The sequence below is a fragment of the Thioalkalivibrio sp. ALJ16 genome (genome assembly GCF_000377345.1).
In the GTDB taxonomy this organism is placed as follows: domain Bacteria; phylum Pseudomonadota; class Gammaproteobacteria; order Ectothiorhodospirales; family Ectothiorhodospiraceae; genus Thioalkalivibrio.
Genome location: NZ_KB898040.1, coordinates 96,368 through 108,885, shown reverse-complemented (window position 1 = coordinate 108,885; position 12,518 = coordinate 96,368). Strand labels below are relative to the sequence as shown.

11 protein-coding genes and 1 pseudogene are annotated in these 12,518 nt (G+C 66.2%); all 12 read right to left on the bottom strand.

Features of this window, described 5'->3' with window-relative positions:
• Positions 1-7: 7 nt before the first annotated feature.
• The gene (locus D000_RS0105415) at positions 8-751 is read right to left on the bottom strand and encodes a flagellar motor protein (RefSeq protein WP_018872522.1); all 744 of its coding nucleotides are present in this window, start codon (positions 749-751) and stop codon (positions 8-10) included.
• Position 752: 1 nt separating this feature from the next.
• A complete protein-coding gene (locus D000_RS0105410; RefSeq protein ID WP_018872521.1) occupies positions 753-1,868 on the bottom strand; it encodes a chemotaxis response regulator protein-glutamate methylesterase in 1,116 nt (371 codons plus the stop codon).
• A 2-nt stretch (positions 1,869-1,870) separates the two neighbouring features.
• The gene (locus D000_RS0105405) at positions 1,871-3,958 is read right to left on the bottom strand and encodes a chemotaxis protein CheA (RefSeq protein ID WP_018872520.1); all 2,088 of its coding nucleotides are present in this window, start codon (positions 3,956-3,958) and stop codon (positions 1,871-1,873) included.
• A gap of 46 nt (positions 3,959-4,004) precedes the next feature.
• Positions 4,005-4,781 (bottom strand): protein phosphatase CheZ, encoded by a 777-nt coding sequence (locus D000_RS0105400; RefSeq protein ID WP_018872519.1) that lies wholly within the window; start codon positions 4,779-4,781, stop codon positions 4,005-4,007.
• 107 nt (positions 4,782-4,888) lie between these two features.
• The gene (gene cheY / locus D000_RS0105395; protein WP_018872518.1) at positions 4,889-5,269 is read right to left on the bottom strand and encodes a chemotaxis response regulator CheY; all 381 of its coding nucleotides are present in this window, start codon (positions 5,267-5,269) and stop codon (positions 4,889-4,891) included.
• A 41-nt stretch (positions 5,270-5,310) separates the two neighbouring features.
• On the bottom strand, positions 5,311-6,078 hold the full coding sequence (locus tag D000_RS0105390) for an RNA polymerase sigma factor FliA (RefSeq protein WP_018872517.1): 768 nt from the start codon (positions 6,076-6,078) through the stop codon (positions 5,311-5,313).
• Positions 6,075-6,899, bottom strand: coding sequence for a MinD/ParA family protein (locus D000_RS0105385; RefSeq protein ID WP_018872516.1), 825 nt, complete (start codon positions 6,897-6,899; stop codon positions 6,075-6,077). Before D000_RS0105385 ends, D000_RS0105390 begins: the two co-directional genes overlap by 4 nt.
• Positions 6,900-7,067: 168 nt before the next feature.
• Positions 7,068-8,160 (bottom strand): annotated as a pseudogene (gene flhF / locus D000_RS0105380) (flagellar biosynthesis protein FlhF); the annotation flags it as partial.
• Between the two features lie 48 nt (positions 8,161-8,208).
• Entirely contained in the window at positions 8,209-10,311 is a 2,103-nt protein-coding gene (gene flhA, locus D000_RS0105375; protein WP_018872514.1) for a flagellar biosynthesis protein FlhA, read from the bottom strand.
• Positions 10,311-11,462, bottom strand: a complete 1,152-nt coding sequence (flhB, locus tag D000_RS0105370; protein WP_018872513.1) for a flagellar biosynthesis protein FlhB — start codon at positions 11,460-11,462, stop codon at positions 10,311-10,313. Before flhB ends, flhA begins: the two co-directional genes overlap by 1 nt.
• A gap of 1 nt (position 11,463) precedes the next feature.
• A complete protein-coding gene (gene fliR, locus D000_RS0105365; protein ID WP_018872512.1) occupies positions 11,464-12,237 on the bottom strand; it encodes a flagellar biosynthetic protein FliR in 774 nt (257 codons plus the stop codon).
• 4 nt (positions 12,238-12,241) lie between these two features.
• On the bottom strand, positions 12,242-12,511 hold the full coding sequence (gene fliQ, locus D000_RS0105360) for a flagellar biosynthesis protein FliQ (protein ID WP_018872511.1): 270 nt from the start codon (positions 12,509-12,511) through the stop codon (positions 12,242-12,244).
• Between the last annotated feature and the right edge of the window lie 7 nt (positions 12,512-12,518).

The following is a 12,518-nucleotide window of genomic DNA, read 5'->3' as shown; positions in this document are numbered from 1 at the left end:
GGTGACCTCACTCGTGGATGAAGCCACTCAGCTTGCTTTCGATGTTGCGCGGGTTTTCCCCTTCCGCAATCGCGATCAGCCCTTCCATCAGCATTTGCTGGTGTTGCGAGCGATTCTGGATAATCGACTTCAACTTGTTCGCCACCGGCAGGAACAGCAGGTTGGCCGAGGCAATCCCGTAGATCGTCGCCACAAAGGCCGCGGCAATCCCGGCCCCGAGCTTGCTGGGGTCGGCCAGATTCTGCATGACCGCCATCAGACCCATCACCGCGCCGACAATGCCCAGGGTCGGGGCGTAGATCCCCATGCTCTCGAAAACCTTCGCGCCCTGCATGTCGAAGTGCTCGCGGGTATCGAGATCCGCCTCCATGATCTGGCGGATGGCCTGCGGCTCGCTGCCGTCGACCAGCAGCTGCAGACCCTTGCGGGCAAACGGGTCGGACTCCTCGTCGGCCAGTGTCTCCAGGCCCAGAAGGCCTTCCTTGCGGGCCACGTTGGACCACTCGACGATGCGCTCGACCATCGCCCGGTTGTCAATCCGCGGCGGCTTGAACGCCCACGGCAGGATACGCATCCCGTGCAGAAATACCGCCATCCGCGCCTGCACCAGGGTGGCCCCGAGCGTACCCAGCACCACGATCACGAAGGCCGCGGCATTCCAGAGCGCCCCAAGGCCACTGCCCTTGGCGATGCTCCCACCCAGCACGGCAATCAGCCCCAGGGTGACCCCAACGAGGCTCAGAATGTCCATCTCAGCAGAACCCCTTGACCAGGGCGGGTCCGATCTCCGGCAACGGATAGACGTGGTCGGACAGCCCGGCCTCAGCGACCGCCGCCGGCATCCCGTAGACGACACAGGTGGCCGCATCCTGCGACCACACCTGGGCGCCGCTCGCCTTGAGTGCACGGGCACCCTCGCGGCCGTCCGCCCCCATGCCGGTCAGCACGACCGCGAGCACCTGCCCGCGCAGGGCATCCACGGCGGAACTGAACGCGGCGTCCACACTCGGCTTGTAGATCGTGCCCAGCGGACTTTCGGTCACCCGTACTCGCGTCTGGCTGCCGCGCTCCAGGGTTGTCTGCATACCGCCCGGGGCCAGCAGCGCAAGCCCCGGCTTCAGTACGTCCCCATCGACGGCCTGGCGTACCTCGATGTTGCACATCGCGTTCAGACGCTCCGCGAATGCCGGCGTGAAACTGGCCGGCATGTGCTGCACCAGCAGGATGGGCTGCGGGAAATTCTTCGGTAACGGTTTTAGTACTTCCTGCAGCGCGACCGGGCCGCCGGTCGAGGTGCCAATCAGCACCGCGCGCAGCTGCCGCAGCGGGGTCGGTGGCCGAGTGCTGGCAACCGGTGGCGCCTGCCGGCGGGCATCGGCGGCCGCCTGGCGGTCGGTCTCCTCGCGGCGTGCCGAGGGCCGCGCCTCGCGCGCGGGCGTCGAACTCCCGGGGGCGCTGACCGACCGCGCACGGCTGCGCGACAGAGAGCGCACCCGCCGGCGCAGCAGCATGCGCGCGCTGTCCTCGTCGCTCGCCATGTCGCTGAAACGCTTGGGCAGGAAATCCACCGCACCGGCCTCGAGGGCGTCCAGGGTAGCCTGAGCACCCTCGGTGGTGAGGCTGGAGAACATCAGGATTGGCCGCGGGTTCTCGGCCATGATCTTGCGCACCGCGGTGATCCCGTCCATCACCGGCATCTCGATGTCCATGGTGACGACATCGGGATCGAGTTCGCGGACCTTAGCAATCGCCTGCTCGCCGTTCTCGGCCGAGCCGACCACCTCGATGCCGGAGTCGGAATCGAGGATTTCCGTGATGCGCCGGCGGAAGAAGCCGGAATCGTCTACGACCAGGACCTTGATCGGCATCCTCAGCCCTCGCTCGAGCGCGGCGGGCGCCGCGGACGACCGTGCATCTGCAACTGCCGCATCAGGATGGTGACCAGATCGGCTACATCCAGGATCAGCGCAATGCCGCCATCCCCGGTGATCGTCGCCCCGGCGAGTCCTTTCACGCCCTGCAGGTTCTGTCCCAGCGGCTTGATAACCACCTCTTCCTGACCCACCAGGTCATCCACCACCAGCCCGACCTTGCGATCGGCCGTATGCACCACCACGACGTGGGCATCCTTGCGCGGCTCCGGCTCGGAACCGGGCTTGAGCCAGCGCTTCAGGTAGTGAATGGGCAGCGCCTGCTTGCGCACGATGATGACCTCCTGGTCATCCACGTAGTTGGTCCGGGTCAGGTCGAGATCCAGGATCTCGGACACCGAGGCCAGCGGGATCGCAAAGCGGCGCCCGTCCAGGATCACCATCAAGGCGGGCAGGATCGCCAGGGTCAGCGGCAGCTTCACCCGCAGCGTGGTCCCCACACCGATCTCGGAATCGATCTCGATGGTGCCGTTCAGCTGCGAGATCCGGGTCTTCACCACATCCATGCCGACGCCACGGCCGGATACGTCCGAGATCTCGGTCTTGGTGGAGAAACCCGCCATGAAGATCACGTTGAAGGCCTCGCGATCGCTCATGCGTTCGGCCATCGCTGGCTCCATCAGCCCCTTCTCCACCACCTTGCGGCGCAGGGCCTGCGGGTCCATGCCGCCGCCATCGTCCTTGATCAGCAAGGCGATGTGGTCGCCCTCCTGGGCCGCCCCCAGCACCACGGTCCCTTTGCGCGGTTTGCCGGCGGCTTCGCGCACCTCGGGGGTCTCGATCCCGTGGTCCACCGCGTTGCGCACCAAGTGCACCAGCGGGTCGGAAAGGGCCTCCACCAGGTTCTTGTCGAGATCGGTATCCTCGCCGAAGATCTCCAGCTCGATCTCCTTGCCGAGATTGCGCGAAAGGTCGCGGATCACGCGCGGGAAGCGGTTGAAGACCTTCTTCACCGGTTGCATCCGCGTCTTCATCACCGAGGTCTGCAGGTCCGAGGTCACCAGCGCCAGCGAGCTGATGGCCTTGCCCAGTTCGTCATCCACATGCTGCGAACGCAGCATGCTCAGGCGATTGCGGACCAGGACCAGCTCGCCGACCAGATTCATGATCTCGTCCAGGCGTTCGGTGTCCACCCGCACCGAGGTCTCGCCCTGCGGCGCGGAACGACCGCCTGCCTCGCCGCCACCACCGGCACGTGCACCACCCCCGCCCTGGCCACCCGCCGCGGCCGGGGCCTCCGGCTCGCGGGCGGCGACGGGCGCCGGCGTCTCGGGCGCGGCTTGCGCCGGCTCCGGTGCTGGCGGCGGCGTCGACGCTGCGGCCGGTGCGGAAGCCGCGGGCCCCTCGCCGCGCGCCTGCAGCTCATCCAGCAGGTTCTCGAACTCGTCATCGGAGATCAGGTCACCCCCAGCGCCGGCGGGTGCCGACGCATCGCTGCCCGCGTCGGCATCCGCGGAAGCGTTGACCGGTTCCGGGGCGCCATCGCCATGCAGGCTGTCCAGCAGGGCCTCGAACTCGTCGTCGGTGATCTCGTCGTCTGCTCCGACCAGCGCATCGCCGGCGGCCGGTGCTTCCGGCTCCGGGACAGGTTCCGGCTCGGGTGGCGGTGGTGCCGCCGCCACCGCATCCCCGACATCCTCGTTATTGGCCATCCGACGAAGGTTCTCCACCAGGTCGGCCTCGGCGGGGGTCGGGTCCACCCCGGACCGCAAGTCACCAAACATCACGTTCAGCGCGTCCAGCACCCGCAGCATGGTGTCCATCAAGTGGCTGTCCGCCCGCCGCTCACCGTTACGCAGGAGGTTGAAGACATCCTCGGCGTGGTGACAGACGGTCACCAGGGCATCCAGGCTCAGGAAACCCGCTCCGCCCTTGATGGTATGAAAGCTGCGAAAGACCGCGTTCAGCAGATCCCGGTCATCCGGATTCTGTTCCAGGTCGATGAGTTGCTCGTTGAGCCCCTCCAGCAGTTCCCCGGCCTCGATCAGGAAGTCCTGAAGGATTTCGTCATTGGGGTCGATGGCCATTCAGTCTCTCCAGTCCCGTGGCGCCAGTCGCATGAGGGGTGTCGCCTTAGAAGCCCAGGCTCGACAGCAGATCATCCACCTCGTCCTGTCCTTGAACGACATCTGCGCCGGATTCTTGAGTTTTCGGCACCGTAGGACCGTGGCCCTTGCGATCGGCCTCGCGCGCCTCCTGGCCGCGCTCCAGGGACGCCTCGGCCGCCTCGACCTGCTCCATGCGCCCGCTGGAGAGCCGGATCAGCGAGACCAGGTTCTCTTCCAGATCGGTCACCAGCTGGATCACGCGGCGAATCACCTGCCCGGTAATGTCCTGATAGCTCTGGGCCATCAGCACCTCCGACAGGAGGCGGCGCAGTTCCTCGGTATCGGTTCCGGCCTGGACGAAAAAGGCATCCAGCTCGCGCGCGAACTCGCGGAACTCGTCGACCGAGAGCTCGCGATTGCGAAAACGCGTCCATTTGGCCGTGAGATCGGCCGCGTGCTGACTGAACGATTCGGCGATCGGGAGGCTGGTCTCGATCGCGTTCATGGTGTCGTGGGCGGCCTGCTCGGTCATCGTGACCACGTAGTTCAGGCGCTCCTTGGCATCCGGGATCTCCGCCTGTGCCAGTTCCACCAGCCGCGAATCCCCGCGGAAGCTCTGCAGGGCCTCATGCAGATCCCGGGTCAGTTTGCCCAGTTCATCGAAGAGTTCGCGATCGTAGGGGCGGGCCAGGTCCTGCACCAGGGCCCGGGCGCTGGCGTCATCCCCCGCCTCCAGCGTCTGCACGAGTTGCCGGGCAAGCTCTAGCTGGCCATCGCGGGGCGGATGTTCCTGTTCACTCATGGGGAGCCTCTTGCTGGTACGGCACTGACCGGGCCGGGGTCATATCCGCCCATACAGGCGAAAGGGGCCGGGATTTCCGACCCTGCCCGGGCATTCCGGGGAACGATTTATCCCTGCGCTTCAATGCGCTCGAAGATCTTGTCGATCTTTTCCTTCAGGGTTTCCGCGGTAAAGGGCTTCACGACGTAACCGTTCACACCGGCCTCGGCCGCCTCGACGATCTGGTCGCGCTTGGCCTCCGCCGTGACCATCAGGACCGGCATGGTCTTCAGGTTCGCATCCGCACGGACGGCCTTCAGCAGGTCGATGCCCGGCATGTTGGGCATGTTCCAGTCGGTGATGAGGAAGTCGAAATCGCCGTTTTGCAGCATGGGCAGTGCCGTGCTGCCGTCATCGGCCTCCTGGGTGTTGTTGAAGCCGAGATCGCGCAAGAGGTTCTTGATAATGCGCCGCATCGTGGAAAAGTCGTCCACGATGAGAATTTTCATTCCCTTGTCCACACGTCACTCCGGGGTTCGTAGGGTGAGTTTTAGAATAACTGCAAAGCGGTTCCGTCTTCGAGCCAGGAACCCAGCCTCGCCCGCAGCCGAATCACCGCCTGGCTGCGAATCTGGCTGACGCGCGACTCGGTCACACCCAGTACGGCGCCAATCTCGCGCAGGTTCAGCTCCTCGATGTAATACAGCGACAGCACCAGGCGTTCACGTTCGGGCAGGTCACCAAGCGCCTGCGACAGTTCCTCGCGGAACTCACCGGCCTCCAGGTGCCGCCCGGGAGAGACCTCCTGCCCCTCGATGACCCGGTCGGCGCCGTCCTCGCCGCCGCCGAGGTCATCGAGGGCAAATAGATGCGCCCCGGCATGATCCTGCAGCATTTCGTAGTACTGGTCGATCGGCACCTCCAGCTCGGCTGCGACCTCGCTGCCCCGTGCCGCGCGTCCCTCGCGGGCCTCGACCATCTGCACAGCCTGGGCGATCCGCCGACTGTTGCGGTGCACCGAGCGCGGCGTCCAGTCGCTGCGGCGCAGTTCGTCGATCATGGCCCCGCGGATGCGAATCCCGGCGTAGGTTGCGAAGGTCGCCCCCTGGCCGCCCTCGAACTGGCGTGCGGCCTCGAGCAGGCCGACCATCCCTGCCTGAATCAGGTCATCCACCTGGACCGAGGCCGGCAGCCGCGCCATCAAGTGATGTGCGATGCGATGCACCAGCTCGACGTGATCCGCAATCAACTCGTCGTGACCGCTGGCGGTCGCGGACACCGTCTCGTAGCCGGTCAGTCGATTACGCGTCATCATCATGCGCTCTGCAGCATCCGTTCGATGAAAAACCCGACACCCCCATGGTCACCGCCGCCCACCGGCCAGCGATCGACCGTGCGCGCCAGATCGGCGAAGGCCTTGCCGGCCGGGCTGCCGGGATACTCCTGCACCACCGGCACCCGTTTCTGCACGGCCTTGCGCAAGTGTTCGTCCATGGGAATATAGCCGGCGAGATCCAGCACCACTTCCGGCAGATAATTGCCACAGACGCTATTGAGCTTGCGCATCAGGCGGTCGGCGCCATCGCGTCCACTGACCATATTGGTAACCATACGGAAGCGGCGCATGCCATGATCCCGGTGCAGCACCTTGATCAGGGCATAGGCATCGGTAATCGACGCCGGCTCGTCGCAGACCACCACCACGGTCTCCTGCACTGCTCGGCAGAACGATGTCACCGATTCCTGCAGGCCCGCAGCGGTATCCACGATCAGAACATCCAGCGGCTTGCGATAGGCACTGAAGGCGTGAATCAGCCCGGCGTGTTCAGCCGGCGTCAGGTTCGCCATCGCGGCAATGCCGGAGGCCGAGGGCACGACCTTGACCCCGTCCGGCCCCTGCACCAGCACGTCATCGAGGCTGTCCACCGCGCCCGTGACCAGATCATGCAGGGTGCGCTCCGGGCGCATCCCCAGCAGCAGATCCACGTTCGCCAGGCCGAGATCGGCGTCGAACAGCATCACCTCGCGCCCCAGACGCGCCAGCCCCACCGACAGGTTGACCGACACATTGGTCTTGCCGACCCCGCCCTTGCCCGAGGCCACCGCAATCACCTTCAGTGGCTTGTTAGTGCGTGGCATAACGCCCCTTGCCCACCGGCTGAATCAGTTCCAGGGTCGCCGGCTCGGCGCTGCGGGCCGCTCGCGGCTGCGAACCGGCGCGACGCGGTGGCTGCATCTCGGCGATGCGTTCCGCGGCCCAGCTCTCGCGCGCATTGCCCGTGGCTCGCGCGCCCGTGTCCGGCCCATCCAGCGCCAGACCGGTCAGGTATCCAGTATCGACCCGGTGAAAGTCTTCCGCGATACGCTGCCCGTCACTGACGAAGGCCAGCCCCAGGTATTGATCCAGCAGCACCGAAAGCACCTCCCCGAGTTGTTCCGCCTCGTCCAGCTTGGTCAGCACCAGCGCCGAGGGCTCGGCCTTCTGAAAGGCTTCCAGTACGCGCCGCAGCACGCCGCCCTGGGTCGTCGCGGACACCACCAGCCAGCTCTCGGCGCGGATATCCGGTGGCAGGTGCGCGAACAGGGATTCCTCCTCCACAGCCCGCGGCGCCTGCCCGGCGGTATCCACCAGGATCAGGTGCCCGTCATCGACCCGACGCGCCAGTTCCCGCAGCTCGCGCGCATCGCGCAGGGCCCGCACCGAGATCCCCGCCATCTGGGCAAAGGCCTGGAGCTGGCGCGTGGCACCGATGCGCTGGCTGTCCAGAGTCACCAGCGTAACCGAATCGGGGCCCATGCGGCGGATCTGACGCAACGCGATCCGGGCCAGCGTAGTGGTCTTGCCGACCCCGGTCGGCCCCACCATGGCCAGCAATCCGCCCTCGTCCAGGATCGACGAGCGGTGGGTCGCAATGGCGCCGGACAGACGTGCACGCAGGCGCTCCCAGGCCTGCTCCGGGGAGCTGTCATCCAGGATGCTGCCGGCCAGACTGCCCGCCAGCGCGGGGCTGAAGCCGCGGTCGATCAGGCGTGCCTTGCACTCGGCAGCCAGCGGGTGACGTGCGGCCCAGCGAGCCTCCTCGCTCTCGGCATATTGCCGGGTCATCAGACTGCGCAGATCCCGCAGTTCCTGGCGCATCGCGGTCAGCTCCGGATCAGCCGGCCAGGAGCCCTGGGCCTGGCCACTGGCACGATCCGTGACCCCTTGCGCCGGGCGCGGGGCGCGGGTCTCCTGCGCGCACACCGGCTCCGGACCCGCGCCATCCTCGAGCGCCGCGACCACCTCGAGCCAGCCATCGACCCGGCGACTGGACAGGATGACCGCATCCTCGCCCTGCTGCTCGCGCACCTGGCGCATCGCATCGCGCATGTCCCGGGCCCGGTATCGTCTGACATTCATGCTATCTCTCCTGTGCCGCTGACGCGGCGGAACCCTTCATCGTTTCGCTCAGGCGGGCTGCTTCGGCGTCTCTTCCTGACCAACCGTAGCCACGACCCGGATTCGCCGGTTGTCGGGAATCTCGGTGAACGCGAGCACGGTCAGGCTGCGCACAGCGCCCCGCAGCCAGCTGGCGATCCACGAGCGGATCTCCGGCGCCACCACCAGGATGGCGGGCTGCCCGGCCATCTCCTGGCGGCGGGCGGCATCGGCGACCGAGCGTTGCAACCGCTCCGCCAGCCCGGGCTCCAGTCCTACAGTGCCGCCCGAGCTGCCCTGCAGGGACTTATGCAAGAGCTGTTCCAGAGACGGGTCCAGCGCGACCAGCGGCAGCTCTTCCTCCGGTCCTACAAGGTCCTGGACGATGGAGCGCGAGAGCGCAACGCGCACGGCCGCGGTCAAAGTGCCGGGATCCTGACTCTTCACACCCTCGTCTGCCAGCGTTTCGGCGATGGTGCGCAGGTCCCGGATCGAGACCTGCTCGGCCAGCAGGTTCTGCAGGACCTTGAGCACGATCGACAGCGACAGCGTCTTGGGTACCAGGTTCTCCACCAGCTTCGGGGAATGCCGCGCCAGCTGGTCCAGCAGGTGCTGGGCCTCCTCGTGCCCAATCAGGCGGTGGGCGTTCTCGCGGAACACCTGCGACAGGTGCGTTGCGATTACCGTGGAACAGTCGACCACGGTATAGCCGGCCCCCTGCGCCTGGTCGCGGTCGGCGGGATCGATCCAGAGCGCATCCAGGTTGAAGGTCGGATCCTTGGTGGGGGTCCCCGGCACGGTCCCGAACACCTCGCCCGGATTGATCGCCAGTTCGCGCTCGGGGAAGACCTCGGCCTCGGCCACGGTCACGCCCAGCAGGCTGATGCGATAGGCATTCGGACTGAGTTCCAGGTTGTCGCGGATGTGCACCGGCTGCAGCAGGAAGCCCAGCTCCTGCGAGAGCTTGCGGCGCACGCCCTTGATCCGGCCCATCAGCTGGCCATCCTGAGTGCGATCCACCAGCGGGATCAGGCGATAGCCGACTTCCAGCGAGACCAGATCGACCGGGGGCACGTCTTCCCAGGTCAGGTCGCGATCCTCGGAACGCGCGCCGCCCTCGTCCTCCGCCGGGATACGTTCCACCTCGACCTCGGCCTCCCGCGCCTGACGCTTGAGCAGGTAGGCGCCGCCGAAGATCAGGCCCGCCAGACCCAGGAACACCGCATTCGGCATACCCGGCACAATCCCGAGAGTCGCGATCACGCCACCGGCGACATACAGCACCCGCGGGTTGGAGAACATCTGCCCGAAGACCTGCTGCCCCATGTCCTGGCTGCTGGTCACGCGGGTCACGATGATCGCGGTCGCCGAGGACAGCACCAGCGAGGGAATCTGAGCGACCAGGCCGTCGCCGATGGTCAGCAGCACGTAGTTGGTCGCCGCATCGCCCAGCGACATGCCGTGCTGTACCGCGCCGATGGTCAGGCCACCGATGATGTTCACGAACAGGATCAGGATGCCCGCGATCGCATCGCCGCGGACGAACTTGGAGGCACCGTCCATGGAGCCGTAGAAGTCCGCCTCGCTGGCGATCTCCTCGCGGCGCTTGCGGGCCTCCTCCTGGGTCAGGATGCCGGCATTCAGGTCGGCATCGATCGCCATCTGCTTGCCGGGCATGGAATCCAGGGTGAAACGCGCGCTGACCTCGGACACACGACCGGCACCCTTGGTCACCACCACGAAGTTGATGATGATCAGGATCGCGAACACCACGAGACCCACGGTGTAATTCCCGCCCACTACAAAGTCCCCGAAGGCCTGGATCACCTTGCCAGCGGCATCGGTCCCGGTATGCCCTTCCAGCAGGATGACCCGGGTCGAGGCGATGTTCAGCGCCAGGCGCAGCAGCGTGGCCACCAGCAGCACGGTCGGGAACACCGCGAATTCCAGCGGTCGCGGGGTGTAGATCGCGACCATGATGACCACGAGCGACAGCGCGATGTTGAAGGTGAACAGGACATCCAGTGCCAGTGGCGGCAGTGGCAGCACCATCATCGACAGCATCGCCACCAGCAGGATGGGTGCCCCCAGCCCCCACTTGCCGACGTTGCCCATGCGATCCAGGAAGGCCATCAGCGATTCCTCCGCTTGCCGCGCTGCTGGTCAGGGTCGAGATAGTCTTCCGGTACCGGCAGGTCATCCGGCATCTGCGCATCGGCGTCCGCGCGCTTGAGCTGGTAGACGTAGGCCAGGATGCGCGCAACCGCCACGAACAGGCCGTTGGGGATTTCCTGGTTGAGGTCGGTGGTGAAGTAGATGGCGCGCGCCACCCGCGGTGCCTCCACGCGGATGATCTTGTGCTCGTCGGCTACCGCACGAATCGAGGCCGCTACCTCGTCGGCGCCCTTGGCCACCACTTTCGGGGCCGCCATGCGCGAGGCCTCGTAGACGATCGCGACGGCGTAATGGGTCGGGTTGGTAATCACCACGTCGGCCTTGGGTACCTCTTCCATCATGCGCCGCTGCGCCATCTCCTGCTGCAACTGGCGGATCTTCTGCTTGACCTCCGGCTTGCCGTCGGTCTCCTTGTATTCGTCCTTGACCTCCTGGCGCGTCATCCGCAGCTGCTTCTGGTGATTCCACATCTGGAACGGGGCGTCGATCGCGGCCACCACGATCAGCGCGGCCGAGACCGCGATGAAGGTCCCCAGCACCAGCTGCGCGGCATGGATGATCCCCTGATGCACCGGCTCGTAGCCGAGCATCAGCAGGCGGTCGGAGAAGGTCGCCAGTACCGCCACCGCCACACTCGAGATCAGCACGAACTTGGCAAAGGTCTTGCCGAACTCCATCAGCCCCTGCCAGGAAAAGATCCGCTTCAGCCCCTTGAGGGGGTTCAGCTTGGACGCCTTGGGTGCGGCGGCCTTGAACGAGAAGTTGGCGCCACCGATGACAATCGGGGCCAGCATCGCCGCCACAATCAGCACCGCGAACAGCGGAAACAGCGTGCGCAGGGTGCGGAAGATCTCCTCCGCCAGGTACGGCAGCAGTAGCTGCGGGTCGTAGGCGAGTTCGCGCTCGAAGGCGAAGCGATTGCTCATCTGGTCCGCCAGCTGCGCCCCCATGTTGGGCCCGAACAGCAGCAGAAAACTGCCGGCCGCCATCAGCACCAGGAAGGTGCTCAGCTCGCGCGAGCGCGGAACCTGCCCCTTCTCCTTTGCCTCGCGCAGGCGCTTCGGAGTGGGCTCTTCGGTTTTCTCCTGTCCGCTCTCGTTCTCGGCCATGTCAGAAGCCCATCCGCGTCTGCATCAGGTTGAAGCCCTCGAGCATCAGCTCGCCGAAGCGCTCCGGCAGGCCCGGCAGCGTGAACATCAGCAGCACAAAGCCGATCAGGATCATCATCGGAAAGCCGACCGCAAAGATGTTCAGCTGCGGCGAGGCCCGGGTGATCACGCCCATGGAGATATTCACCAGCAGCAGCGAGGCCACCGCCGGCAGCGCCACCAGGATCGCACCCACGAACATGGTGGAGCCGAACGCGACCAGGGCGTAGAAGGCCTCCGCGCTCAGCCCCGACGGGGCCACCGGCATGGTCTCGAAACTGGTCAGCAGCAGCTCAAGCGCAATCAGGTGCCCGTTCATCGCCAGGAACAGCAGGGTCGAGATGATCACGAAGATGGTGGAGACCACCGGCACCTGCACGCCCTGGGCCGGGTCCACGATGGAGGCGAAACCCAGACCCATGCCCAGCGCGATGACCTCGCCGGCCTGGGTCACCGCGGAAAACACCATCTGCAGGATGAAGCCCATGAACACGCCAATCGCGACCTGGTGCAGGGTGACCAGCAGCCCTTCCAGGCTCAGGGGGTCAACATCCGGGAGTACCGGGCCCTGGAGCGCCACGAAGATCGCCAGCAGCAGCGCCAGCCCGATGCGCACGCGCGCATTCACGGTGTCAGCGCCGAAGATCGGCATCGCGACCAGCATGGCGCCGATGCGCGCGAACGGCCACAGGACCGCCCCCACCCACAGCACCAGTTGCTCGGCCGCCAGCGTCATGCGACTAGCCCACCATTCCCGGCGCGCCCTCGTAGAGCCGCTCGGTGAAATCGATCAGCAGGGCGAGCATCCAGTGCCCGCTCAGCAGCAGCGCCGCGAACATCGCCAGCAGCTTGGGGATAAAGGACAGGGTCATCTCCTGCACCTGGGTGGCCGCCTGCAGCATGCCGATCGCCAGTCCGACCGCCAGTGCGGTCAGCAGCGGCGGGGCCGCCAGCAGCGTCACCACCATCAGGGTCTCCTGCCCCAGATCCACGACCAATTCGGGTGTCATCTCGAAC